Origin of the sequence: Mycobacterium farcinogenes (assembly GCF_019739075.1) — a bacterium.
In the GTDB taxonomy this organism is placed as follows: domain Bacteria; phylum Actinomycetota; class Actinomycetes; order Mycobacteriales; family Mycobacteriaceae; genus Mycobacterium; species Mycobacterium senegalense.
Window position 1 is genome coordinate 3,344,116 of sequence record NZ_CP081673.1, and the last position, 25,716, is coordinate 3,369,831.

Sequence of the window (25,716 nt, forward strand, 5' to 3'; positions counted from 1 at the left end):
GCCTGGTCGTTGCAGTGCTGGTGCTGTCGCTGTGCGCGGCGGACTTCCCGCCGTTCGCCAAGCCAGAGCCACCGTCCGGGCGGATGGAACTGGCGCAGGGCTGGCAGCTGGCCTCGGCGCGCACCGTTACCGCCGACGGCGCGGCCATGTCCACACCCGGCGAGGTGAAAGCCGACTGGCATCCGGTCGAGCAGATGCCGTCCACCGTGCTCGCCGCGCTACAGGCCGACGGCACCTATCCCGACCTGTACGTGGGCGACAACCTGGCCGATGTGCCCGACGACCTGTTCCGGCAGGACTGGTGGTACCGCACGACATTCACCGCACCGCAGGGCAGCTCGAGCTACCGGCTGGATTTCCCGGGCATCAACTACCGCGCCGAGGTGTGGCTCAACGGCACCATGATCGCCGGCAATTCCCTGCTGGTGGGCATGCACACGATCCACGAGATCGACGCGACCGAATGGATCAACCCCGGCGGCGTCAACACGCTGGCGGTCAAGGTGACGCCCGAGCAGTCGCTGCAGGACATCGACGGTGTCGAGCTGGCCGACAGCTGGTGGGATTGGCTCAACTGGAACCGCATCGGCTACCAGGGCCCGGGCAAGAACCCGCTGCGCGGCAATTCCTATGTGGCCGACCGCAATGCGGGCATCTTCAAACCCGTGTACCTCAGCTACTCGGGACAGGTTGTGCTCAGCGACCCGCTGGTCACCACGGAGCTGCCGCTGCCCGCCACCGACTCGGCCCGGCTCACCGTCTACTCCGACATCCGCAACACGGCCGATACCCCGATGCGCGGCGTGGTGCGGGCCCGGATCAGCCGGCCCGGCAAACCGGCCATCTCGGTGGATCAAGCGGTCAGCCTGGCACCGGGTGAGAAGCGTGAAATCCGGTTCGATGCAGACACTTTCGCGGCGCTGCGGGTCAACAACCCGGATCTGTGGTGGCCCTACACCATGGGCCGGCCCGATCTGTATGACCTGCGGTTGGAATTTCTGCGGTACGGCCGGGCCACCGACACCCTGGACTCCCGGTTCGGCATCCGCACCGTGGCGCAGCACCGCGACGACGACGAGCAGTTTCCCGACCTGGGCCGCGGCGGGAGTTTCTACCTGACCGTGAACGGGCGTGATTTTCTGGTCCGGGGCGCCGCGTACACACCCGACCTGTTGTTCTCCTACGACCCGCAGCGTGAGGACGCCATCCTCGGGTACGTCCGGGATCTGGGATTGAACATGCTGCGTCTGGAGGGAAAGTTCCCGGGCGACAACATCATCGAGCGGGCCGACGAACTCGGCATCCCGCTGATGTACGGCTGGATGTGCTGCAACCAGTGGGAGAAGTGGTGGCAGTGGGACGACGAGGACCGGCGGGTGGCCGACGAGAGCATGCGCTCGCAGATCCTGTCGCTACGCGGGCACGCGTCGGCGTTCCTCTGGGCCAACGGCAGCGACGGCAAGCCGCCGGCGCCGGTGCTCGCGGGCTATCACGGCATCCTGCGCGATCTGCACTGGCCCAACACCGTCGTCGACACCGTGTCCTCCTTGGCGCGCGACGCCAACGGGGAACCTGACTGGGACGGCATCCACATGGCAGGCCCCTACACCTGGCGCCCGCCGAGCTATTGGTTCAGCGGCCGCTACCAGGCCACCCGCGGCTCCAACGCCGAACAGGGCGACAACGAGCACATCCCGCCGTTCGCCAGCCTGCAGAAGTTCATCCCCAAGGACAAACTCTGGCCCATCAACGAAGCGTGGTACTTCCACGCCGGGGCCAACCCGAGCAACGCCGCCCTGGAGAGCATCCGCACCGCGGTGATGCAGCGCTACGGATCGTCGGGTAGCGCAGAGGAATTCGCCCGCAAAGCCCAGCTGGCGCATTACGAGTCCACCCGCGCGCAGTTCGAGGCGTTCGCGGCCGGCGGGTGGGACAACCACAAGATGACCATCTACTGGATGCTCAACAACCACTGGCCCTCGTTCTTCGGGCACCTCTTCGACTACTACCTGCGACCCGGCGGCGCCTATTACGGCGCGAAGAAGGGTTTGCGCCCGCTCTCGGTGGTGTTCGACGCGTATGCCACCGGCGATCACGACACCGCCCACGTGAGCGTGGTCAACCAGTCCGCGCAGGAGCGGACCGGCCTGCGGGTTCGGGTGCGGACCTACGACCTGACCGGCCGGGTGCGCGACGACCGGGGCGCCGACGTGCCGGCCGTGCCGTCCAACGGCGTCGTGCCGGGGCTGTCGCTGCCGCGGCTGGCCCTCGACTCGCCGGTGGTGTTCGTCCGAGCTGAACTGCTCGACGAGAACGGCGGCGTCGTCGCCGACAACACTTACTGGCAGTCGCAGCAACTCGATGACGTCGGCCCACCCGTCAACGACCAGGCGTTCGACCTGGTGCAGAGCAGCTGGGCCGATATGACCCCGCTGAACACGATGCCGCAGACCCGGCTGCAGGTGACCGCGCACCGGAACGATTCTTCCGACGGCGGCGCGAGCGTGCAGATCCGGCTGCACAATCCCGGACGTGGAATCGCGTTCTTCGAACGCGCCGAGATCACCACCACCCATGACGGTGACGAGATCCTGCCGATCGAATACTCCGACAATTACGTCACCGTCTATCCAGGGGAGACGGTGGAGGTGACCGGCACGATGACGGGCTCGGAGCCCGCGGCCAACTGGGTCCGCGTCAGCGGCTACAACAGTGCGCCGACGGTGGTACCGATCGACCAGCGGGCACGACGATAGGATCGGGTGATGACCACAACCGATGAGCGCCATGAGGTCAGCCAGTTGGCCGAGAGCGGCGGATGGCTGCACCGTGACGTCGACCGGGTGGACGTCTACCAGCGCGGCGCCAACCGGATCAGAGTGGTGTGGCAGGGCGCCGACACGATCAGCGGGGCGACGCTGTACCAGGACGACATCATGACCACCTACACCCGCGAACTGGCGACCTTGAACGGGTGGCTCAAGCGCTGAGTCGCCGGTCGGCCCGATCGCGCGGGCCGAAAATCGGTCGCCACGGCCGGTGACGGTGTGGCACTGTCGGATTCCGTGATCGACAACGCTGCTTCGGCACCAACACTCAAGCTGGACACCGTCACCGACGCCGACTGGGCGGGCATGGCGCTGCTCGGCAACACCGCGTTCGGTGAGGTCAACCACCCGGATTCAATGGCGGCGTGGCAGCAGATGGTGCCACCCGGCGGCGGCGTGGTGATGCGTGCCGGTGACGGCGACATCGTCGGGCAGTCGATCTATCTCGATCTCACGCTCACCGTCCCGGGCGGGGCACTGCTGCCCGCGGCCGGCATCAGCTATGTGGCAGTGGCGCCCACCCATCGACGGCGCGGGATCCTGCGCTCGATGTACACCGAGTTGCACCAGCGGATCGCCGATGCGCGGTACCCGATAGCGGCCCTCACCGCGAGCGAAGGCGGAATCTACGGGCGGTTCGGCTATGGCCCGGCCACCACTGTGCACCTGATGACGATCGATCGCAGGTTCGCTCAGTTCCACGCCGGCGTGCCCGACCCGGGCGGTGTGCGCCTGGTCAAACCCGCCGATCACCGCGATACGTTCGCCGAGATCTACGAGCGCTGGCGGCAGCGGACGCCGGGCGGGCTGGCCTGCCCGACCGCGCTGTGGGACGACGTCCTGGCCGACCGGGAGAACACCCGCGACGGTGGGTCCGAGCTGTTCGCCTTCCTGCACCCCGACGGCTACGCGCTGTACCGGGTACACGGAGAGGAGTCCAGATCGCTGCGAGTACGAGAGGTGACCGCGGTGACCACGGATGCCTACATCGCCCTCTGGCGGGCGCTGCTGGGAATGGACCTGATGGAGAAGGTGAGCATCTGGACCCATCCGGGCGACCCGCTGCCTTACCTGCTGACCAATCCGCGGCTGGCGCGGGTGACGTCCAGCAGCGACGATCTGTGGGTCCGGATCATGAACATCCCGGTTGCCCTGCAGGGCCGCCGGTATCAGGCCGACCTCGACGCCGTGCTGGAGGTGACCGACGGTTTCCGCGGTGACGGCGGACGCTTCGCCCTGCAGATTCGCGACGGCCAGGCCCGGTGCACGCCGACCGATGCTTCTGCTGACATCGCACTCGACCTCGACGTCCTGGGCAGCCTCTACCTGGGCAGCCACCGCCCTCAGGCGTTCGTCGCCGCGAACCGGTTGCGTGGCAAGGACTCAGAGGTGGTGCAGCGGCTCGGTGCGGCCTTCGCGAGTGACGTTCCGGCGGAATTGGGCTACAGCTTCTGATCGTGGCCGCCGGGCTGCTGCGTAGTGTTCACGTGGTGAGCGCACGTGCAGGCATCGTCGTTACCGGAACCGAAGTACTCACCGGAAGGGTTCAGGACCGCAACGGCCCCTGGCTGGCCGACCAGCTTCTCGAGCTCGGGGTGGAGCTCGCCCACATCACCATCTGCGGCGACCGTCCCCGGGACATCGCGGCGCAGCTGAGGTTCCTGGCCGCCGAAGGTGTGGACCTGATCGTGACCAGCGGTGGCCTCGGGCCGACGGCCGACGATCTCACCGTGGCGACCGTCGCCGAGTTCTGTGGTCGTGACCTCGTTCTCGACACGGCCATGGAGGAGCGGATCGCGGCGATCCTGCGCAAGCTGATCGGCGACCGGCCCGGAGTGGATTTCGACGCGGTGCGCGCGGCCAACCGCAAGCAGGCCATGGTGCCCGCCGGTGCCGAGGTTCTCGCGCCGGTGGGTACCGCTCCCGGCGTTGTCGTGGGCGGCAGTCCCACGGTGGTCGTGCTGCCCGGCCCGCCGCGCGAATTGCAGCCGATGTGGCGCACGACTGTCGCGACAGAGGCTGTGCAGCAGGCGATTTCGGGACGTACCCACTACCGCCAGGAGACGGTGCGGATGTTCGGCTTGGCCGAGTCCGGCCTGGCGGAGACGCTGCGCGACGCCGAGGGCACGATCGCGGGTTTCGACGATCTCGAGATCACCACCTGCCTGCGCCGCGGTGAACTGGAGATCGTCACCCGCTACGAGCCCGGCTCGGCCGCGGCTTACCAGGCCCTGCTGACGTTGCTGCGCGACCGGCACGGTGCCGCGCTCTACTCCGAGGACGGCACGACCGTGGATCAGCAGGTGGCCGGACTGCTTGCCGGGCATCGGATCGCCACCGCGGAATCGTGTACGGCCGGGCTGCTGGCTGCTCGTCTGGCTGACATCCCGGGTTGCTCGGAATACCTCGCCGGCGGAGTGGTCAGCTACTCGAATGAGGCGAAAGCTGAACTGCTCAACGTTGATCCGCTTCTGATCACCGAGCACGGAGCGGTGTCCGAACCGGTGGTCGAGTCGATGGTCGCCGGCGCGCTGCACCATTTCGGCGCTGATACCGCGGTGGCCATCAGCGGTATCGCCGGCCCGGATGGCGGTAGTCCGGAAAAGCCGGTCGGCACCGTGTGTTTCGCGGTTCGGTCGGGGTCGACGGCGATCACCCGCACCCTGCGTCTGCCGGGTGATCGCGCCGATATCCGGGAACGGGCCACCACGGTGGCCATGCACCTGCTGCGCCGGGCTCTCACCGGAATCGGCGAGTAGCCGCACACCCTCAGGTTCGCGCGACGACTGCTTCGCCGGGCGCCGACTGGCGCGAGCGCCTGGACGCGCCGATGGCCAGCCGCCGCACGATGGACGGATGCATCAGGCGGCTGGGCGGATCGACGAGGTTCATCACCCGGAAGAACGCCTCGGTGACGACCGGGTCGTGCTCGGCGGCGGTGAGCACCCGCTCGGTGTACCAGTTGGACAGCCGCACCGAGACCGGGCGGTGCCCCGGGATCTGCGGCAGGGCCAGATCGGCGCCGCAGGCCATCTGCCATGCGGTGTTGACGCAGCCGGCCGCGGCGCGCAGGAATCTGCGGCCCAGGTCGTCGGCTCCCCGGGTCAGGCAGTCGCGCAGCGCCAGCGCCTCGAGTGCGGCCACCGACATGCCTTGTCCGTAGACCGGGTTGAAGCTGCAGATCGCGTCACCGAAGACCAGCAGACCGTCGGGGAACCGGGGCATGCGCTCGTAGCGTCGGCGCACGCTCGCCGGATAGCGGAACGTGGCGACCGGCCCCAGCGGCTGCGCACTGCGCAGGGCCGCGACGGTTTCGGCGGGAAACAGATCCTCGACGAATTCGATCATGCCGTCCAGGTCGGCCGGCGGCTCGTGACCGTTCAGGCCCGCGGTGGTGAGCAGCCAGGTGTCGTCTTCGTAGGCGAACAACGAACCGGCGCAGGGTCTTTCCGGAACTGCCCCGACCAGGGTGAGCCGATCGCGGGGAGCGTCGGCCCCCAAGCGCATCAGCTGGCTGGAATAGGCCACGTGCACCGGGATTCGGTCCTCGGCGGGACGTCCGAAGCCCGCGCTCTCCAGAAACGCCGGCGTACGCCCGGCGCGGCCCATCGCATCGACGATCAGATCGGCGGTGATCGTCTGTCCGGGGCCACCGCCACGAGGAGCCGCGAGGACGCTGGTCACCCGCCGGTGGTCATCCATCAGCAACTCGACGGCGTCGTGCCCGTCGAGGATGCGGATGTTGCCGATGGCGCGTACCCGGTCGCGCACGTGCGCCTCCAGGAACGGTCGGCTGGCCAGATACGACGAGATCGGTTTGGACGGTTGTCCGTCGAGATTGAGTCGATGGCCGCCGAATGTGAGCGACACCAGAGCCAGATTCGTGCCTTCGAGCACGGTCGCACCGTCGGCGGCCAGATCCTCCGGAAGCCCGGGAAACAACTCGCCCATCGCTTGCAGACCGCCGCTGAGCAGTCCGTGGGCGTGCCGTCCCTGCGGGACGCCCCGCCGTTGGGCCGGACCGTCGGGGAGTTCGTCGCGCTCGACGAGCGTGACGGTGTCGAAGAACTCAGCCAGCGCCCGCGCCGCCAGCAGACCGCCCATGCTCGCGCCCAGTACTACTGCGTGTGTGCCGATCGTTGCCATTGCCGACCTCCGGACCGCTGGCACATCGCCAGTTGTTCGAAGTATGGAAACGGGCTGCAGCCGGGCCTAGAGTAGTTCGCTACTCGAACTCACCGGGTCACCGGAATCGACGCCAGTGCCTCCTCCACGCAGGCCGGCCAGGCGCCCTCGTCGAGGACCGTGACGGCACGCGCCCCATAAGCGCTCGAGATGACGACATCGGGCCGCAAGCTCGCCAGCACGTGCAGGCTATCGGTCATGGCCGCGGAGTCGCCGACGCCGGGAATCACGAATGTCGACCACCGGCCGTCTGCGGCGACGAACATGGTGTCCCCGGTGAACAGGTACCGGCCCCGTGTACCTTCGACCAGATAGCTCGTGCTGCCGGGGGTGTGTCCGGGCGTGGGGATCACCTCGACGCCGCGGTCATCGACATGGCGGGTCGACAGCGGTACGTCGATCGGGCGGTGCCGGCCGATCGTCTCGCGTTCGGCGGCGGGCGCATGCAACCGGGCACCGAACCGTTCGGCGATCCGGGCCAGCATCGGGCCGGCCTCGTCCTGGTGCGACAGATAGTGGTCGTCGATCCCGCCGAGGGAATCCAGTGTGGCGAAGTCGGCGTCGCTGGCTGGGCAGTAGAACAGCGCGTTGTGCCCGCCCGCGGTCCACAGGTAGGAGTGTGTGGTCAAACCGGGAAACGGTATGTCGGTACGGGTTTCCCACAGGTCGGCCCGGATCTGGGTCATCGAGGTTGTCATGACGACAGCCTCGACCCTCAACAATGGTTGAGGTCAACCCCCGGATGGGCTCAGTCTGTCTTCGCCTTGTCCCACATCTCGACCATGGTGCCCATGATCTCCTGTGCACAGCCCAGTCCACCGAGGTGGCTTTCGTAGGGCAGCTCGGTCATCACCGCGTCGGGCAATCGGGAGACCACATGCTGTCCGTGTGCGAACGGCACGATGTGGTCGTGGTCGCCGTGCCACCAGCGCACCGGAACCTTGACCTCGTCGAGCCGGAAACCCCAGTCCCGCTCGAACACCACGATGTCGTAGAACGGCGCTGCCAGCTGCTTGCGGCTGCCGTTGAGCAGGTCGTCGAGGAACATGGCCTTGAACTCGGGCCTGGCCAGCATGCGCCGGTCGCCCTCGGGGGAGATCCGCGCGTAGATCTCGAGCGCCGGCGAGGCGACCGGACGGATCAGCCGGATCAGCCCGGAAGCCGCCAAGCGGATCGGTGCGCCCGCCACCTCCAGGATCGGGGCGACGGCCGCGCCGAGCTGCATCAGTGGACTGCTGATGGCATCCGGGCCCACCATCGGCGCCACGCCGCCGAGTACCCCGGCCGCCACCACCCGGTCGGGCATGGCGGCCGCGGTGGCCAGGGTGTAGGGCCCGCCACCGGACAACCCGATGACGGCCATCGTGTCGATGCCCAACGTGTCGGCGATGGTGCGTAGGTCGTCACCGAAATCCAGCACCCGGTCGTATTGGTGGGGAGTGGAGGACCCGATGCCGGGACGGTCCACGCCGATCAGCCGGATGTGGTGCTGCTCGGCGTAGATCCGGGCCTCGGTCGGGATCTGCCGCCGCGCTCCCGGGGTGCCGTGCAGCCAAAAGACCGCACGGCCCTGCGGATCACCGAATTCGGCGAACCCGAGTTGTCGGCCGTCGCCCACGGCGATGTTGCCCTCCAACTTGGGGCGATCGATCGGGATGACCATCTTCGAGTGCCTCGCCTGTCCGGGTACGCGGTCAGCCGGCGACGGAAGCGTCGTAGATCGACTGGATGGACTTGTCCAACGTGGCGTTGAACTCGTCGTCGCTCTGCTGGGCCGACAGGCCTTCGGTCAGCGCGCGGCTGAAGCTGGCGATCACGCCGGTGTTGGCGGCCAGAAGCTTGTTGGCCTCGTCGCGGGAGTAGCCGCCGGACAGCGCCACCACTCGCATCACCTTGGGGTGCTCGACCAGCGACTGGTAGTGATTGGTCTGCGTCGGCAGGGTCAGCTTGAGCATCACCTTCTGATCAGCCGGCAGCGCGTCGAGGTTCTTGGTGATCTCGTCGCGCAGCAGCACCTCGGCCTCGGCCTTGTCGGAGATCGAGATGGTGACCTCGGGCTCGATGATCGGGATCAGGCCGTGCGACAGGACCTGCTTGGCGACGTCGAACTGCTGGGCGACCACGGCGGCGATGCCCTCGGCGTTCGCGGCGCCGATCACCGAACGCTCCTTGGTGCCGAAGATGCCGTTCTTCGCCGCCCGCGCCAGCAGATCGTCCAGGCCGGGCATCGGCTTCATCACCTGCACGCCGTCGGCCGCGTCGGCCAGGCCCTTGTCGATCTTGAGCAGCGGCACCACGCCCTTGTCCTCCCACAGGTAGGTCGCGGTGGGTTTGCCCTCGATGGTGCGGTCCATGGTCTGCTCGAACAGGATCGCGGCCAGCACCCGATCACCGTTGAACACCGGGGAGGTGATGATGCGCGAGCGCATCTGGTGGATCAGGTCGAACATCTCGTCTTCGGAGGAGTAGGCGCTCTCCTCGACGCCGTACAGACGCAGGGCCTTCGGGGTGGACCCACCACTCTGGTCGAGCGCGGCGATGAAGCCCTTGCCCGCGGTCATCTTGTCGGCCTGCTGCTGGTTCACCATGAGGTTGTCTACTCCTTTGAAGACGGCGTCGCGCTGTACTGCTGTTGCGCACACCACAGTGGCGCACAGTTCACTGGAGAGGATATGCGGCTACGTCGCGGCGGTAGCGCCCACCCATCGGGGCGGGGTGCGGGCAGCCCACGGGGCAGCCTGCTCCAACTGACCGGCCAGGCTGAGCAGGACCGACTCGTCGGGAGCCATCAGCTGCACCCCGATCGGCAGGCCGCCGGAGGTCTGCCCCAGCGGCAGCGATATGGCTGCCCAGCCGGTGATGTTGGCCAGGGCCGTCCAGCCGGTGGTGGCGAACTCGACGTCGAAGAAGGCCCGGGTGGTGCCCCGGGGCTGGTTGAGCAGCCCATAGGGCGGCGGTCCGGTCAGCAGCGTCGGCACCAGCAGCACATCGTGACCGGCCATGTCCGCGGCGAACCGCCGCGTCTGGGCATGGACGTCGGCGATGGCGTTGGCATAGGCCAGACCGGTGGTGGTGAAGCCCTCGCGGATCATCACCCAGGTGCTCGGCTCGAACTCGTCCTCACGGGGCGCCCGGCCCAGATGCTGCCGGGCCAGTTCGTGCAACTGCGCGTTGCTGACGGTGTGCAGCACCGCGACGGCGTCGGCGACCACATCCGCGTCGACCGTGGGAGCGCCCGGCGTGAGGTGATGCCCGAGGCCCTCCAACAACCGCCCGGCGGCCTCGACCACTGCCACCACCTCGGGGTCGATTCGTTCGGTGGGAAAGGGCGACGAGGTGGCGATCAGGATGCGCTGCGCCGACGGTGTCTGTGCGGCCGCGTCGAGGAAGGAGACCGGTGCGGCGGCGGCGCTGTAGGGATCACCGGGCACGGTGCCGGCGACGACGTCCAACAGCGCCGCGCAGTCACGGACGGTTCGGGTCAGGGCGTGATTGTTGACCAGCCCCTCGAGTCCGTGCCCGGCATCCGGGGCGAAGGAGGATCGGCCGCGTCGGGGCTTGAGGCCGACGACGCCGCAACATGACGCCGGCACGCGGATGGAACCGGTTCCGTCCCCGCCGGAGGCCGCGGGCACCACTCCGGCGGCCACTGCCGCGGCCGAACCGCCGCTGGATCCGCCCGGGGTCACGGCGGGCGACCACGGATTCACCGTCCGGCCGAAAAGCAGCGGTTCGGTGGTGCAGTGGTTGCCCCACTCGGGGGTGTTGGTCTTGCCGAACACCACGAGGCCCGCATCGAGGTACCGGTTCACCGTCCACGCCGTTTCGGATGCCACATGGTCGCGCAACGCGCGGCACCCCATCGATTCGCGAGTGCCTGCGAGTGCCGTGCCGAGATCCTTGAGCAGGAACGGCACCCCGGCCAGCGGGCCGGATCGCTCACCGCGTAGCACCCCGGACTCGTCGAGGGCTGCGGCCTGGGCGCGACCTCGGTCGAACAAGTCGGTGATCACGGCATTGAGACCGCGGGTCGCCTCGACCCTGATGATCGCGGCGTCGAGCAACTCGACGGCGGTCACCTCACCGGCAGCGGCCAACGCCGCCTGTCCGATCGCGTCGGTGCGGGCAAGCTCGAATGCCGATGACGAATCCATGTCACATCACTCCGGGCGATCGATGGTGGTATCGGTGGGCGTGCTGACACGGGTCAACTCGAGCGCGATGAGAACCTCGAGCGCGGTGATGACCAGCCCCGTGAAGTACATCCATTTGAGCGTCGGATCCGGTTGGGCGGCAAAGTAAACGACCAAGAAGATCGGCCCGACGATACCGACCACGAACACCATCGCCTGGATCCGGACGTACCGCCAGAATGTGGACATCGTTCTCCCGCCGTGTGGCCGATGAGCGGCACAGCTTAACGCGGTTACCGCGGTGCGACGACCACCGGCGTGGACAGGATCTCGCGGTATTCGACCATCGGTTCGCGTTTGAGCACCGCGTTGCCCGAGGTGACCAGCAACTCCGTCGGCGAGACCGCGTAATTGACCTGGTAGTTGCGGGCCACGAACTTGCGCCCCGGGGTGAGGTCGGCCGACGCTGCCAGCGCCGCTTTGTCGGAGAGCCGGACACCGTGGTACTCCAGCCTGCCGGTGCGGTCCAGGCAGATCACGACGAGTGATCCTTCGGTGCGGCCGATCGCCCGGGCCGTCTGGGTGTCCGCGCAGCGCGCCGAGGAATCGACGAAGCCGGATCCGTCGGAGGCGAACGCCGCGACCGGCGGCGTTGCGGCGCGTGCGGTGAAGGTGCGCTGTAGAGGCCGGTTCGGCTTCACCTCGTAGGTTCTGGCGCCGACGGCGTAGACCGAATCCCTGGCCGAGAACTTGGAGGTGAGCGTGGTGAGGATGACGAATGCGGTGAGCATCGAGCTGACCACGGCCGCAGCCGCCACCCCGATTCCGACGGGTAGCCAGCGTCGCTCCGGTGCCTTCCGATGCCGTCCGCGACGAGCCGGCTGATACGGCGGATGCGGTGTGGAAACGAGGCAGGTGACCAAGCTTGCTCCCGGAGAACGGCGGTGTGATGGGCGTGGCAGGCGGCGGCGGGCGCTGACGCGAGCTCATATTGTGCACGACGAGGCGGGGCGCCGTGGGCGACACCCGGGAATTGGCCGAAACCCGCGTTCTGTGGTGGGGCGGTCGCATGGTGGCCCTGAAATTAGCTCGGCAACAGCCAGATTCGTGCTCATCTGCCCGGTGTGGGCCAGTACGCCGCAGGCAGAAGCGGTTTGGGTGATGTGCACGTCCGGCGGCCGGCAACGTCACTTCGGTGTCGCCGGCCTCGGCCGCCATTCCCGTCACGCCGATTCAAACCGGTATCCCTGCCGGCGAACCTCGTTAGCGTCGAATTTCCGATACAAGCAGCCGCTTTCGAGGGGAGCGTGGCTATGTCTACTACTGAACTGTCTACTTCTGAAGTCACCGTCAGTCCGTTGTCGGGTCACACCGGGGCCTTGATCGACGGGATCGATCTCGCCGCGCCGCTGGCACCAGAACAGGTCGAAGCGATCCGTGCCGCACTGCATCGTTGGAAGGTCGTGTTCTTCCGCGGGCAGGAGCTCGACCACGCGGCGCAGATCGCGTTCGGCGCCCAATTCGGGGACGTGACTGCCGGCCATCCATACGAGGGCGACTCTGCCCCAGCCGAATTCCCGCAAATCCATACGGTCTCGCCGGCCGCCTACGACCATCGGTACGGCACCAAGTACCGCAAACGGCAGAGTCCGAACGGTCCCGGCTGGCACGCCGACGTCACCCCGTTGATCAACCCTCCGTCGCATTCGATACTGCGAGCAGAGCGCGTGCCCGAGTACGGCGGGGATACCCAGTTCACCAATGTGGCTGCGGTATATGCGGGTCTGTCGCCGGCGGTGCAGAACCTGCTCGGCGAGCTGCGTGCGGAGCACCGTTTCGGTGCGACGACGTCGGCCGAACGCAGTGCCGAGAAGATCGGCGATCTGGTCCGCACCAACCCGCTCGCCACCATCCATCCGGTCGTCCGGGTGCACCCGGAGACGGGGGAGAAGGTGCTCTACGTCAACCCGTCTTTCACCCGCGAGATCGTCAACCTCTCGCCGCGCGAGAGCAGGCATCTGCTGGATCTGCTCTTCGAGGAGATAGCGCGTCCGGAGTACACGGTGCGGTTCAAATGGGAGCCGGGCAGCGTGGCGTTTTGGGACAACCGGGCTGCGCTGCACCTGGCGCCGCGCGATTTCGAGCATGTCGAGGGCGACCGGGTGCTACACCGCATCACGCTGGTGGGTGACATTCCGGTCGGTCCGGACGGTGTTGTATCGGAGTCGATTTCGGGCGATTACTTCGGTGCCGCCTGAGATGTCCGTCCTGCTGTCGCGGCCTGCCGCCGCCGTGTCCGCCGATGTCCCGATCCGGCTCGTCGACCCGCGCGCGGCCGTGCGGCGAGTGCAGCGCAAGCCGGTGGTGCCGCGGCCGGTGCAGCGGCTGTTGGGGCCGGTCCTGCTGGTGGGCCTGTGGCAACTGCTGTCCACCGTCGGCATTTTCGACGAGCGCACGGTGCCACCGCCGACCCGGGTGCTCGGTGCGGCGTGGACGCTGATCGCCGACGGCACGTTTCAGGACCACCTGACCGCCAGCCTGTTGCGGGTTGGCTACGGCTTGGTGTTCGGGGTGGTGCTCGGACTCGGCCTGGCGCTGATTTCCGGCCTGTCCCGGATCGGGGAGAACTTTGTCGACGCGAATATGGAAGTGCTGCGCGCGGTACCGAACTTCGCCCTGGTGCCGCTGCTGATCGTATGGTTCGGGATCAGCGAGGTCCCGAAGATTCTGTTGATCACGCTGGCCGTCGCCGTCGCGATCTACATCAACACCTTCAGCGCGATCCGCAGTGTGGATGCCGCCCTGGTCGAGGCGGCCCGCTCCTTCGGTGCCGGCCGGGCCGAGATGATCTATCGGGTCATCATTCCCGGATCGCTACCCGGGTTTCTGGTCGGACTGCGCCTGGCGCTGACCGCGTCCTGGCTGTCGCTGATCTTCGCCGAGACGATCAACGCCAAGAAGGGCCTCGGCCGCATGATGACCGACGCCCGGGAGTACTTCCAGATCGACATCGTCTTCGTGCTGATCGCGGTCTACGCGATCCTCGGTCTGATCTCGATCCTGGTGGTCCGGTTCCTGGAAGGTCGTCTGCTCACCTGGAGGCGGGCCTATGACGGTGACTGACGCGCCGCCCACCGCGGCCGGTGCACCAGCGGTGGTGATCGCTCGCGACGTCCGGAAGCGGTTCGGCGACAACGTGATCATCGACGGCCTCGACCTGGAGATCAGGGCCGGCGAGTTCGTCGCGCTGTTGGGCCGCAGCGGTTCCGGCAAGAGCACGTTCCTGCGCGCCCTCGGTGCACTCGACAGCGATGTGGAAGGCGACCTGCGGGTACCCGAGCGGCGCGCGATCGTCTTCCAGGATTCCCGGCTGCTGCCATGGCAGCGGGTGCTCGCCAACGTGACGATCGGATTGCCGTCGACCGGCGTGGTGCAACAGCGCGCGCTGGCAGCGCTGGGCGAGGTCAACCTGGCGGGCAAAGCCAAGGCGTGGCCGCGCACGCTGTCCGGGGGCGAGGCGCAGCGGGTGGCCCTGGCCCGGGCCCTGGTGCGTGAGCCGCAGTTGCTGCTGCTAGACGAACCCTTCGGTGCTCTGGACGCGCTTACCAGGATCAAGATGCACGGTCTGCTGATGGACCTGTACCGCAGGCACACTCCGGCGGTTCTGTTGGTGACCCACGATGTCGACGAGGCGATCCTGCTCGCCGACCGCGTGATCGTGCTGACCGACGGCGTCATCTCTCTCGACGTCGACGTCACAGTGCCCAAACCCAGAACCCGGGACACGCACGAATTCTCCTCGCTACGAAAGCGATTGCTGTCCGAACTCGGTGTATCCGAAGACAAGGAATGAATCACATGCCATCTGGCGGTCGAATGCGGCGGGGCTCGGCGGCACTCCTGCTGATCCCGTTGCTGCTCAGCGCATGCGGGTTATCCGACGACGAATCCGAAACCGCCATCGCCACGGTGAGGATCGCGGCCAAGACCGAGGTGCCCGCGGGCACCAAGCTCGTCATCGCCGAGCAGAACGGGACCCAGTCGCTGCCGTGGAATCTGGCCAACGCCGGGCAGGGGACGCCATATGAGGTCGACTTCGCGGATTTCAGCGGTGGGGCCGCGGTCATCGAGGCGCTGCGCTCGGGAGCGGCCGACGTGGGTTCGATCGGCGAGGCGCCGGTGCCCATCGCAGTCGACAGCGGCGTCACCGACCTGGTAACCGTTGGACTGCAGGCGAATCCGGGAACCAGCGGCGGCTACTACCTGGTGGCGCGTCCGGACAGCGGGGTCAAGACGATCGAGGACCTCCGCGGTAAGCGGGTGGCCTACCCGCCGGGGTCGGGCCGCCACATGGTCACCGCCGGGCTGCTCAAGCGCCACGGCCTGGATCTGCGGACCGATGTCCAGCCCGTGGAACTCGCTGGGGCAGAGGTGGTTCCGACGTTCGCCGCCGGAGCCGTCGACGCGGCGATCGTGCTCGGAAACCAGTATTACCAACTGGGTGAGCCGCCCATTCTCGGCGACGGCAAGGGCATCAACACCGGCATCCAGACCCTGATCGTGCGCCGCGATGTCCTCGTCGACCCCGCGAAGGCCGCGGCGATCGGCGACTATGTCGGCCGTGCCGTGGCCGCCAACAACTGGAAGGACACCCACGCCGACCAGTGGATCGACCAGTACTACGTCAAGGTGCAGGGCATCACGTTCGAGCAGGGCAAAAAGTTGTACGACGAGGACGGGATCGCCTCGTACTACCCGATCGACGAGCGGTCCACGGCGCTGTTCCAGACCGTCGCCGACGGTCTGCACGAGACCGGGACCATCAAGGCCCGGGTCGACGTGAAGCCGTATGTGGACGGCCGTTACAACCACATCGTCACGGCCCAGAACGAGCTCGACGGTGTCACACCGAAATCGCTTGACTCATAGCGAATCGCATCGACAGAGAGGACCGCGCATGACCCAATTGGCATCTCCACTCAGTATCCGGCCGCAATCCGGGTGGATCGGCGCCGAAATCCACGGAATCGATCTCACCGCACCGTCGATCGACGAGCACGTGGCCGAGATCCGTGCCGCACTGCTCAAGTGGAAAGTGGTGTTCTTCCGCGACCAGTTCATCGGCCACGACGACCACCTGCGGCTGGCGCGGGCATTCGGGTCACCGACACCGGCGCATCCGCTCTTCGATTCCATTCCGGACCCGGACTATCCGACGATCTACCCGATCTTCGCCGACCGGTTCAAGGCGCGGTACGGCAGCAGTCGCGGCTATGACAAGGCGAACTGGCACGCCGACGTGACCGCAGCGGTCAATCCGCCTGCCGCGTCGATACTCCGGGCCGAGGTGATCCCGCCCTACGGCGGGGACACCCAGTGGGCCAACACGGTCGCCGCCTACGCAGGGTTGTCGGCACCGTTGCAGCGGCTGGCAGACGGGTTGCGGGCGGTACACCGGTTCGCGCCGCCGGACGGCACGACGGCCACTGAGGACTATCAGCGTCGGGTGAACCGGCGTCCACTGCTGACCGAGCACCCGGTGGTGCGGGTACATCCGGAGACGGGGGAGCGGGCGCTCTACGTGAACCCGGGTTTCACCAGTCACATCGTCGACGTGTCGCCGCACGAGAGCCGGCGTCTGCTGGGCCTGTTCTACGACGAGCTGGTGCGGCCGGAGTACACGGTGCGGTTCAAGTGGGAACCGGGCAGCATCGCATTCTGGGACAACCGCTCGACGGTGCACCTCGCGCCGTCGGACCTCACCGGCGAGCACGACCGCCGGCTGTATCGCGTGACCTTGGTGGGCGACGTACCACGGGGTCCGGACGGCCGGCTCTCGGAGGCGTTGGATGGTGAGCCGTTCGAAGCCGCTTAGTTGGCGTCAGGCCGGCACGACGACGGTGAGATCGTTTCCGTCGCGTTCGACGTTCATGCCGTTGCGTCGGGCCACGGCCGCGACGGCCGCCGAGTCGCCGGGCTCGGCCCGGGAGCCCGCCAGTGCGCGGGCCAGGTGACCTTTGTGGGCCTTGTTGAAGTGGCTGACCACGGTGCGGTGGCCGTCGGCATGTTCGGCCAGAACCTGCACCCGGACGGCGTCGGGGATGCGACCCAGCCCTGCGTATGAACCGGAGCGCAGGTCCACGATCAGCTCCTCGGCGGCGAGATCAGCCAGCACCGGCTCCAACAGCGGGCGCCAGCGCTTGGCCAGGCCCGGTTGGCCGGGCAACTTGGAGGAGGCGGAGAGCCGGTAGGCGGGGACCGCATCATCGGCCCGAAGCAGGCCGAACAACGCCGATCCGACCGCCAACCGGGCGCGGGCACGGGCGGCGGCGGTGCCACGTAGGGATCCGATGTCGAGCGCGTCGTACAGGACCCCGGTGTACCGCTCGATGGCCGGCATCGTGGGCGTGTTCCGCAGTGCGGCGTTGCGCTCGATCTCTGCATCCTGGGCGGCGGAGATACCCAGCGCCTGGCGGCAGGCCGGCGGATCGGCGGCGAGATCGACCAGTTCGTCGATCAGCGACTCGCGAAGCGGGGTGAGCTGCGGAGAGCTCAGAATGTCCAAACGCACCGGCGGGCCGTCCCCGCCGGTGCGTTTGGTCTCCGAGGGTGGCAGAAGCACGATCACATCCAGACGTTATCCGAACGATCGTGGCCCGCTGACCACCGACGGGTGTGATGTCAGATGGCGACCGGAGCCGGTTCCTCGGGTGCCGGGGGCGCCGGTGGGACGTCGAGCATGATCGGGGCCGGACCGTCCATCGGAGCGGCGGGCGGGATCGCGTCGGCCGGCGGTGGCGGCGCGAAGGGGTCCATCGGTGCCGGGGCAGCCATTGGGTCGGCCGGCGGCGGCGGCGCGAACGGGTCGGCCGGAGCCGGGGCGGCCATCGGATCGGCCGGGGCCGGCGCGAGCATCGGGTCGATCGGGGCAGGCGGCGGCGGGGGCGCGCCGAAGGGCAGGGGAGCGTCTGCCGGGGCATCCTGCGGTGCGGCAGGTTCCATAGGCAGGTACATGTGGTGGGTGAACTGGCGCTGATAGGCGCCTCCGCCACCGATCCGCACACCGTGGCCGCCCTCACCCGAGGACACCGCGGTGCCGTCCGGGAGGGTCACGGCGGTATGGCCGCTGTTCCAGCCGATCACCAGGGCGCCGGGCTGGCTGCCGTACTTGAAACCACGAGCGAGCAGGGCCCGCTCCTGGTTGCCGGTGTTGAAACGGTCCCCGTAGACGGGACGACCGGTGGCCATGTTGCTGACCCAGGAAGCCAGTCCGGAGCAGTCCGTACCGGCCGGGGAGTCTCCACCGGAGATGTACGGCGTGCCCGAAACCTGCTGGACAAGCGCCATAAGCGTCGCGATAGCAAACATGCGGCGGGACGCTAGCAGAGCGGATTTTGGGCGGGCAAAATATGTGACTCCGTTCACAGCAGGTGCCGGATATGGACTGATTCACGCCCCCGCCGGTTGAGTGTGGTTGCCTTCGCGGGCAATTCGGTTGCCGGTGACAGGTGTTTGCCCGGGCGTTGCCGGACGTATTCATCGATCGCCAATAGTGCTGTGGCACTGGGCTTGTGCTGTGCGAGGCGGCCTGGGTTTACGACTTGCAAGACGCAAGGCGTCGGCGAAACGCATTGTGCTAAACGGTATTACGGAAGACATGGGCCGGACCCATACTCGCGGTGCGGTCTCGACGTCGGCGAACCGCTGCACCGCGGCGCCGGCCAGATGAAGGGACGGGGCCCGCTGATTTTGGCAACGTAAGCACCGGTTCGGCGGTTGGCTGGGCGGGCCCCGGCTCAGCGTGCGCAACGACGGTTTCTGCGCCCGACTTCGCCATGGGGCCGGGTTGACATGCAGCCGTTTGGCTGCATGATTGACGGAGTTGCCGCGGCGGATGCGACCGAAGGGACGGTGAGGGTGGACGAGGTGTTCAAGGCGCTGGCCGATCCGAGCCGGCGGCTGCTTCTGGACAGCCTCAACGACCGCGATGGGCAGAGCCTGCGCGAGCTCTGCAGCGGCCTGTCGATGGCCCGGCAGTCGGTGAGCAAGCACCTGGCGGTGCTAGAGGAGGCCAATCTCGTCACCACACGCCGCCAGGGCCGGGAAAAGCTGCACTTCCTCAATGCCGAACCGATCAATGCCATCGCCGACCGCTGGATCGACCACTATGACGCCACGAGGGCGCAGGCTCTGACCGACCTCAAGACGGTCTTGGAGGACCCCGCCGCCGCTGCGGACTTCGTTTACCCCACCTATATCCACACCGCCCCCGAAAGGCTGTGGCAGGCGATCACCAACCCCGCGTACTCCGGCAGCTATATGGGACACGCGATCGAATCCGACTGGCAGAAGGGTTCGAGCTACGTCTGGGTCGAGGGCGGGCAACGGATCGAGGACCCCGAGCAGCTGATCGTCGAGTCAGATCCCTACCAGCGGCTGGCGTTCACGTTCCACGGCTTTATCCCTGAACTCCGGCAGATCATCCCGGATCTCAGCGATGAGACCATCGCGGTGGCCTCGGCAGAACGGCGGTCACGGGTGTCATTCGACATCGAACCCGTCGGGGACCAGGTGAAGCTCACCGTGACCCACGACGGGTTCGACCCGGACAGCGTCGTACGCGAGATGATCGCGCACGATTGGCCCCTCAAGCTGTCCAGCCTGAAATCCGGGCTGGAACACGCTGACTAGACCAGGGAATCCTGCGGGTCCCGCCGGACCGGGGTGGGCCACGGTGCCGGCAGCGGACGCTGACGCACCTGCTGTGGCCACCAGAACCACTTGCCCATCAGGGCTGCGATGGACGGGGTCATGAAGGACCGGATGACCAGGGTGTCGAACAGCAGGCCCAGGCCGATCGTGGTGCCCACCTGTCCGATCACGGCCAGCTCGCTGACCGCCATCGACATCATGGTGAACGCGAACACCAGGCCGGCCGAGGTGACCACCGAGCCGGTGCCGCCCATGGCGCGGATGATGCCGGTGTTCAACCCGGCATGGATCTCCTCTTTGAATCTGGAGACCAGGAGCAGGTTGTAGTCGGCGCCGACCGCCAGGAGCACGATGACCGCCATCGCGATCACCATCCAGTGCAGTTCCAGGCCGATCAGGTGCTGCCAGATCAGTACGGACAGGCCGAAGGATGCGCCGAGGGAGAGCACCACCGTGCCGACGATGACGGCGGCGGCCACCACGCTTCGGGTCAGGATCAACATGATGATGAAGATCAGACACAGTGCGGCGATTCCGGCGATCAGCAGGTCGTAGTTGGCGCCTTCCTGCATGTCCTTGAAGGTGGAGGCGGTACCGCCGAGGTAGATCTTGGAACCCTCGAGCGGGGTGCCCTTGATGGCCTCCTTGGCGGCGTTCTTGATCCCGTCGATGTGTGAGATGCCTTCGGGGCTCATCGGGTCGCCCTCGTGGCTGATGATGAACCGCACGGCGTGCCCGTCGGGCGAGAGGAACATCTTCATGCCGCGCTTGAAGTCGGGGTTGTTGAAGGTCTCCGGCGGCAGATAGAACGAGTCGTCGTTCTTGGAAGCGTCGAACGCCTGGCCCATGGCGGTCGCGTTCTCCATCGAAGCTTCCATCTGATCCTGCAGCCCACCCATGGTGGCCTGCATGGTCAGCATCATGTTCTTCATGTTCTTCATCGTCTGGATCATCGGCGGCATGATCGTGACCATCTGCGGCATGAGCACGTCCAGACGATCCATGTCCGGCATCATCTTCTGGATGTCGTCGGTCATGGTGTCGATGCCGTCAAGGGTGTCGAAGATCGAGCGGATCGACCAGCACATCGGGATGTCGAAGCAGTGCGGTTCCCAGTACAGGTAGTTGCGGATCGGCCGGAAGAAATCGTCGAAATCGGCGATGTGATCCCGCATTTCGGCAACATCGTCGACCATGCCGTGCATCTTGCCGACCATGCTGTGGGTGGTGTCGGACATCTCCTTGGTCAGCTGGAGCATCTTCTCCATGGTGTCGACCGTTTTTTGCATCTCGTCGGCCTGAACCAGCATGTCCTTCATGCGGTCCTGCATGTATTTCATGTTCATCATCTGCGTGGTGCCCTGCATGCTGATCTGGAACGGGATCGAGGTGTGCTCGATCGGCGTTCCCTGCGGGCGCGTGATGGCCTGGACCCGAGAAATGCCGGGCACCTGGAAGATCCGCTTGGCGATGCGGTCGACCACCAGGAAGTCCGCGGAGTTGCGTAGGTCGTGATCGCTTTCGATCAACAGCAGTTCGGGATTCATCCGGGCTTGCGAGAAGTGTCGATCGGATGCGGCGTAACCGGTGTTGGCCGGCAGGTCCGGCGGCAGGTACTTGCGGTCGTTGTAGTTGGTCTTGTAGCCGGGCAGGGTCAGCAGACCGACCAGCGACAGGGCGATGGTGGCGATCAGGATGGGCCCGGGCCAACGCACTACGGCCGCACCGAGTTTGCGCCAGCCGCGGGTGCGCATGGCGCGCCGTGGTTCCAGCGTCCTGCCGAAGCGGCTGGCCACCGAGATGATCGCGGGGCCGAGGGTCAGGGCGGCGACGACGCCGGTGACCATGCCGATGGCCAGCGGGATACCCAATGACCGGAAGTACGGCAGGTTGGTGAAGTGCAGGCACAGCGTGGCGCCGGCGATGGTCAGACCCGAGCCCAGCACCACGTGCGCGGTGCCGTGGAACATGGTGTAGTAGGCCGACTCTCGGTCTTCACCGACACTTCTGGCCTCTTGATATCGGCCTATCAGGAAGATCGCGTAGTCGGTGGAGGCGGCAATGGCCAGTGTCACCAGCAGGTTGGTGGCGAACGTCGACAGGCCGATGATGTTGTAGTAACCCAGCGCGGCGACGACGCCGCGGGCCGCCGACAGTGACAGCACCACCATGACCAGGGTCAGGATCACTGTCACCACGGACCGATAGACCAGCAGCAGCATGATGATGATGACCGTGAAGGTCAGCGCCTCGATGATCCGCACGCTGCGGTCACCGGCGATGTGCTGGTCGGCCGCCAGCGCGGCCGGGCCGGTCACGTAGGCCTTGACCCCGGGCGGCGGGGTGACACTCTCGACGATCTTCTGGACGGCCTCGACCGACTCGTTGGCCAGGGCCTCGCCTTGGTTACCGGCGGTGTAGACCTGAACGTACGAGGCCTTGCCGTCCGCGCTTTGAGCGCCCGAGGCGGTCAGCGGATCGCCCCAGAAATCTTGCACATGCTCGACGTGCGCCTTGTCGGCCTCGAGCTTGTCGACGACCTCGTCGTAGTAGTCGTGCGCCTTGTAGTCCAAGGGCTGCTCGCCTTCGAGCACGACCATGACCGAGCTGTTGGACTTGAACTCCTGGAATACCTCGCCGACCCGCTTCATCGCGATCATCGACGGCGCCTGGTCGGGGCTCATCGACACCGACCGCATCTTCCCCACCTCTTCGAGCTGGGGAACAACGGTGTTGAGGACGGCGATCAGGGCGATCCAGCCGACGATGATCGGCACTGCCAGGCGCCGGATCCACTTGGCGATCCCGCCGTGCTGGGCGTGCCTCGGCCCGGTGACCGGGATCGACTCGGTCGGGGCGTCGTGGGTGCTCATGCAGATTTCACCAAGCAGAAGGTCTGGGCGTTCACGCCGTTGGAGGTTCTCTCGTCCTTGAGTTCGTCATCGACGGTGATGCGGCAGCTGATCGTGTCGCCGTTGCCTTGGGCGACGATGTTGGGAAACACCGACGGCGCGGTGGACTCCAGACGCAGCGTCCACGGCAGGGTCACCCCGTCGACGCGCTGGGGCTGGGCGTCGAGATCGAGGTAGTTCACGTCGGCCGTCGCGCCGGGCACGCCGTAGATCTCGTAGACCACGACCTTGGGGTCGAACGGCTTGGTGTCATCGACCTTGGCGCTGGAGATGCCGGTACCGTCGCCGGCGCCGAAGAACGTGCGCACCCGCATCACCGTGAACCCGCCGACCACCACCACCGCGGCGATGATCAACGGAATCCAGAACTTCTTGGCCAGGCCTGAAATTGAAAACTGTTTCCGGCGAGAGCTTTTCGTCGCGTTGGTCATCGTGAAATGGCACCGGTCCGTCGATTGTGGGCGATATGGGCAGTGGTGAGGCAGGGCGGTGTCGACATGCCGGCGGCACGGCAGTCGATGGGGCAGTACGTGTGCACCATGTTCACCTCGATCACGCCTCACTGTCTAGCCGAATGGCTAACTAAAAGTTAGCGAGATATTAGCCTATTTAAATGAGTGGCAAAACGGTGACACAGCCGTGATCGTATGCGCTCGGCGTCGCTCGCAGGCCATGGCGGGACCGGTCTGGTGGCCCGCCACGCAGCCGCAGGTCAGGGCACTTTTACGCCGTCGTCAGGCGTGGCCACGCCGAGGCTGGGGATGGTGATTGTGATGGAGCTAACGAAACAGGCTGGGCCTCGCCGCCGTGTCGGCCGCCAGGCCCAGCCTGTGGAAATCCCTCGGACTAGTGCCAGTCCCAGACCGACATGTCGTTGGGCGGGTAGTTCTGGCAGACGTCGGTGGTGTTGGCTGCGACGCCCTTGTTGTTGAAGAACAGCTTGGCCCAGTTCGGCCAGCGCCAGGACATGTTCTCGAAGAAGGCGTTGGTGGCCATGTTCTCGGAGTACTGGCGGCGGCCGGCGTAGTCCATGGAGAAGAACCAGTGGATGCGGTCCTGGGCGCCCTGCTGGTCGGCGACCGGCTTGTTGTTGTAGTCGATCATGTAGCGCTCGTAGTAGACGGGCTCGACGTCGCGGGCGGCCGCCATGATCTGTTCGGCGGTGCACGGGGTCTTGAGGATCCGGTTGGGGATCGGGTAGTCGTCGGTGGCGTCGGCGTTTGCGATGCCGGCGCCGGCCAGTGCTCCGGCCACCGCGCACCCGGCCAGGCCGGTGCGGATCAGGTTTTTGAGACTCGTGCGGTTCAACATCTCACTCCAAAGTCTGAGATCGGCGTCGGGAATCAGACTACGACGGCTTGGCGGCCTGTTCGTAGACAAAGCGCTGATCGGGGCAGTAGTAGTTGATGGCGGTACCCAGGAACTGCCACGACTGGGCGTCGGTGCTGTCCTTGTCCAGCTGCTTTTTGACGAACTTCACCGAGTCCTGGGCGGTGTGGTCGACCCCGTTGTGCAATCGCTTGCACATGATCTTGCCGATCCAGGCGTTGTAGTCCTTCTGCCCGTAGATCCCGAAGGTGTGCAACTCGTGGGCGAAGTTGGTGTCGGGATCCCGATCGTAAGACGGATCGGCGTGTGCGGGAGCGGCGAAGGTCATAGCCGCCGCGGCACCGATTGCTGCCAGCCCTGCAAGCTTCATGCGGTGAATCTTAGCCCATCTAAGCCTGTTCGGGGCGTGTGGTCCGTTCAATTCGTCGCGGCGAGCAACGGGACGTACTGTTCGGCGCTCGTCAACGAACCGTGCTGGCCGATCAACGCGGACTCCATGGGTTCGGCGGTTCGTCTCAGTAGCGCGGCCGATCCGCGGGCGGCGGCGACGACATCTCCGATGCGGACCCGGACGTCGTCTCGTACCCGGTGGCCGAACCAGCCGGCCGCGATGGCCTCTTCCCGCGACATCACCCATGCCGAGTCGGCCAGCGTGCTGCGCCACGTCGCCAGGACGTCGTCGGCCGCCCCGGCGGCGGTGTAGATGTGACGGGCGCGAGCTTCGCCACCGACGGCGACCACTCCGTCGTGAAGCGGTTCGCACGCATCGATGTCGGTCACCGCCGCCTGATCCACGGTGACCATTCCGTGGTCGGCCACCACCGCCAGCAGGCACTCGGCGGGCAGGGCCTCCAACACCGACTCCACCAGGCGATCCACTTGGCGCAATTGCATACGCCATGCCGGTGAGCCAGGTCCGTGCAAGTGGCCCACGAGGTCAAGGTCGGCGTGGTAGCCGTAGCAGAAGCCGCGTCCGGCGACTGCGGCGACGACTCCGGCGGCCAGATCGCCTAGGGCGTGGGCTCCGACGTAGCGCGCGCCGCGCAGCAGGGCCCGGGTCAGCCCGGAACCGGCGTGCTCGGCTCCCGAGACAACCGAGACGTCGAACCCGGCTGCACTGGCGCGCTCGAACGTGGTGGGGCACGGCTGTACCTGCTCGGGCACCAGGCGATCGCGCAGATCCGGGCCCCACGGGTGCGGGCGCCAGCGCAACGCGTTGATCACGTCGAATTCCGGTGCCGCCTCGGGGACCCGGAAGGAGTAGCCGACGAAACCGTGCTCACCTGAGCGGCACCCGGTGCCGATCGCCGCCAGCCCTGCTGCCGTCGTCGACGGATAACCGACGTGCAGGGTCCGTGACAGCGACCGCTGTGCGAGTTCCGCCAGGACCGGCGCACTGGAGGCGTGGGCGGCCAGCAGCTCGGCGCCCAGCCCATCGATCAACAGGACACATGCTCCGCGGATCGGACCGGGCAACGGGATGCGCGAGTCGAATCCGGGTGCCCCCATCGCGGCCAGGACCGAGGGGACGACGTCGGCCAGGTGCGGTACGTCGGAATCGGGACGCGCAGGCTCCACACCGCGAGCGTGCCACAGATCGCGTCACGCGTGTCTTGG

Annotated in this window: 24 protein-coding genes; 10 read left to right on the forward strand and 14 right to left on the reverse strand. The window is 66.9% G+C overall.

The window, feature by feature from the left end; all coding sequences use genetic code 11:
- Positions 1-29: 29 nt before the first annotated feature.
- The 4 genes from K6L26_RS15840 (at position 30) to K6L26_RS15855 (ending at position 5,587) form a co-directional block, all read left to right on the forward strand.
- Positions 30-2,756, forward strand: a complete 2,727-nt coding sequence (locus K6L26_RS15840; protein WP_221853402.1) for a glycoside hydrolase family 2 protein — start codon at positions 30-32, stop codon at positions 2,754-2,756.
- A 9-nt stretch (positions 2,757-2,765) separates the two neighbouring features.
- The gene (locus K6L26_RS15845) at positions 2,766-2,990 is read left to right on the forward strand and encodes a hypothetical protein (protein ID WP_221850733.1); all 225 of its coding nucleotides are present in this window, start codon (positions 2,766-2,768) and stop codon (positions 2,988-2,990) included.
- Between the two features lie 75 nt (positions 2,991-3,065).
- Positions 3,066-4,283 carry an enhanced intracellular survival protein Eis gene (locus tag K6L26_RS15850; RefSeq protein ID WP_260508749.1) on the forward strand — a complete coding sequence of 406 codons (1,218 nt, stop codon included), beginning with the start codon at positions 3,066-3,068 and terminating at the stop codon, positions 4,281-4,283.
- 35 nt (positions 4,284-4,318) lie between these two features.
- Positions 4,319-5,587, forward strand: a complete 1,269-nt coding sequence (locus K6L26_RS15855) for a competence/damage-inducible protein A (RefSeq protein ID WP_221850735.1) — start codon at positions 4,319-4,321, stop codon at positions 5,585-5,587.
- A 10-nt stretch (positions 5,588-5,597) separates the two neighbouring features.
- Here K6L26_RS15855 and K6L26_RS15860 read toward each other — a convergent pair whose 3' ends face one another.
- From K6L26_RS15860 to K6L26_RS15890, 7 genes are all read right to left on the reverse strand, one after another.
- Positions 5,598-6,974: an FAD-dependent oxidoreductase gene (locus K6L26_RS15860; RefSeq protein ID WP_221850737.1), complete on the reverse strand. Its 1,377-nt coding sequence runs from the start codon at positions 6,972-6,974 to the stop codon at positions 5,598-5,600.
- Between the two features lie 89 nt (positions 6,975-7,063).
- Positions 7,064-7,711 carry an MBL fold metallo-hydrolase gene (locus tag K6L26_RS15865; RefSeq protein WP_245008601.1) on the reverse strand — a complete coding sequence of 216 codons (648 nt, stop codon included), beginning with the start codon at positions 7,709-7,711 and terminating at the stop codon, positions 7,064-7,066.
- Between the two features lie 50 nt (positions 7,712-7,761).
- Complete coding sequence (locus K6L26_RS15870; RefSeq protein WP_019349046.1) at positions 7,762-8,676, reverse strand: alpha/beta fold hydrolase; 915 nt, start codon at positions 8,674-8,676, stop codon at positions 7,762-7,764.
- Between the two features lie 31 nt (positions 8,677-8,707).
- On the reverse strand, positions 8,708-9,601 hold the full coding sequence (locus K6L26_RS15875) for a fructose bisphosphate aldolase (RefSeq protein WP_019349047.1): 894 nt from the start codon (positions 9,599-9,601) through the stop codon (positions 8,708-8,710).
- 90 nt (positions 9,602-9,691) lie between these two features.
- Positions 9,692-11,167, reverse strand: a complete 1,476-nt coding sequence (locus K6L26_RS15880; RefSeq protein ID WP_221850739.1) for an amidase — start codon at positions 11,165-11,167, stop codon at positions 9,692-9,694.
- Positions 11,168-11,173: 6 nt separating this feature from the next.
- The gene (locus K6L26_RS15885) at positions 11,174-11,395 is read right to left on the reverse strand and encodes a hypothetical protein (RefSeq protein ID WP_019349049.1); all 222 of its coding nucleotides are present in this window, start codon (positions 11,393-11,395) and stop codon (positions 11,174-11,176) included.
- Positions 11,396-11,439: 44 nt separating this feature from the next.
- A complete protein-coding gene (locus K6L26_RS15890) occupies positions 11,440-11,964 on the reverse strand; it encodes a hypothetical protein (RefSeq protein WP_019349050.1) in 525 nt (174 codons plus the stop codon).
- 495 nt (positions 11,965-12,459) lie between these two features.
- On the opposite strand from K6L26_RS15890, the gene K6L26_RS15895 reads away from it, so the two are divergent.
- The 5 genes from K6L26_RS15895 to K6L26_RS15915 are packed head-to-tail and all read left to right on the forward strand — an operon-like array spanning position 12,460 to position 17,021.
- Positions 12,460-13,404 (forward strand): TauD/TfdA dioxygenase family protein, encoded by a 945-nt coding sequence (locus K6L26_RS15895; RefSeq protein ID WP_221850741.1) that lies wholly within the window; start codon positions 12,460-12,462, stop codon positions 13,402-13,404.
- 1 nt (position 13,405) lies between these two features.
- A complete protein-coding gene (locus tag K6L26_RS15900) occupies positions 13,406-14,269 on the forward strand; it encodes an ABC transporter permease (RefSeq protein WP_043371302.1) in 864 nt (287 codons plus the stop codon).
- A complete protein-coding gene (locus tag K6L26_RS15905) occupies positions 14,256-14,999 on the forward strand; it encodes an ABC transporter ATP-binding protein (protein ID WP_051752088.1) in 744 nt (247 codons plus the stop codon). The genes K6L26_RS15900 and K6L26_RS15905 overlap by 14 nt, the downstream gene beginning before the upstream one ends.
- 5 nt (positions 15,000-15,004) lie before the next feature.
- The gene (locus tag K6L26_RS15910) at positions 15,005-16,075 is read left to right on the forward strand and encodes a PhnD/SsuA/transferrin family substrate-binding protein (protein WP_234801879.1); all 1,071 of its coding nucleotides are present in this window, start codon (positions 15,005-15,007) and stop codon (positions 16,073-16,075) included.
- Between the two features lie 28 nt (positions 16,076-16,103).
- On the forward strand, positions 16,104-17,021 hold the full coding sequence (locus K6L26_RS15915) for a TauD/TfdA dioxygenase family protein (RefSeq protein ID WP_221850743.1): 918 nt from the start codon (positions 16,104-16,106) through the stop codon (positions 17,019-17,021).
- A gap of 6 nt (positions 17,022-17,027) precedes the next feature.
- Here K6L26_RS15915 and yaaA read toward each other — a convergent pair whose 3' ends face one another.
- The gene (gene yaaA / locus K6L26_RS15920) at positions 17,028-17,774 is read right to left on the reverse strand and encodes a peroxide stress protein YaaA (RefSeq protein WP_085141575.1); all 747 of its coding nucleotides are present in this window, start codon (positions 17,772-17,774) and stop codon (positions 17,028-17,030) included.
- A 53-nt stretch (positions 17,775-17,827) separates the two neighbouring features.
- A complete protein-coding gene (locus tag K6L26_RS15925) occupies positions 17,828-18,514 on the reverse strand; it encodes a glycoside hydrolase (protein ID WP_085141574.1) in 687 nt (228 codons plus the stop codon).
- Between the two features lie 549 nt (positions 18,515-19,063).
- Between K6L26_RS15925 and K6L26_RS15930 the strand changes: the two genes are divergently transcribed.
- On the forward strand, positions 19,064-19,837 hold the full coding sequence (locus K6L26_RS15930) for an ArsR/SmtB family transcription factor (protein ID WP_221853404.1): 774 nt from the start codon (positions 19,064-19,066) through the stop codon (positions 19,835-19,837).
- Here the strand turns inward: K6L26_RS15930 and K6L26_RS15935 are convergent.
- The 5 genes from K6L26_RS15935 to K6L26_RS15955 all read right to left on the reverse strand — a co-directional run bounded on the left by K6L26_RS15935 (position 19,834) and on the right by K6L26_RS15955 (position 25,677).
- Positions 19,834-22,731, reverse strand: a complete 2,898-nt coding sequence (locus K6L26_RS15935; protein WP_085141573.1) for an MMPL/RND family transporter — start codon at positions 22,729-22,731, stop codon at positions 19,834-19,836. The two genes, K6L26_RS15930 and K6L26_RS15935, sit on opposite strands and share 4 nt — an antisense overlap.
- Entirely contained in the window at positions 22,728-23,201 is a 474-nt protein-coding gene (locus K6L26_RS15940; RefSeq protein WP_085141572.1) for an MmpS family transport accessory protein, read from the reverse strand. Before K6L26_RS15940 ends, K6L26_RS15935 begins: the two co-directional genes overlap by 4 nt.
- Positions 23,202-23,616: 415 nt before the next feature.
- Entirely contained in the window at positions 23,617-24,081 is a 465-nt protein-coding gene (locus K6L26_RS15945; protein ID WP_085141571.1) for a DUF5078 domain-containing protein, read from the reverse strand.
- Between the two features lie 37 nt (positions 24,082-24,118).
- Positions 24,119-24,469: a DUF732 domain-containing protein gene (locus tag K6L26_RS15950; protein WP_085141570.1), complete on the reverse strand. Its 351-nt coding sequence runs from the start codon at positions 24,467-24,469 to the stop codon at positions 24,119-24,121.
- Between the two features lie 47 nt (positions 24,470-24,516).
- Positions 24,517-25,677 carry an alkaline phosphatase family protein gene (locus tag K6L26_RS15955; RefSeq protein ID WP_076210662.1) on the reverse strand — a complete coding sequence of 387 codons (1,161 nt, stop codon included), beginning with the start codon at positions 25,675-25,677 and terminating at the stop codon, positions 24,517-24,519.
- Positions 25,678-25,716: the final 39 nt, after the last annotated feature.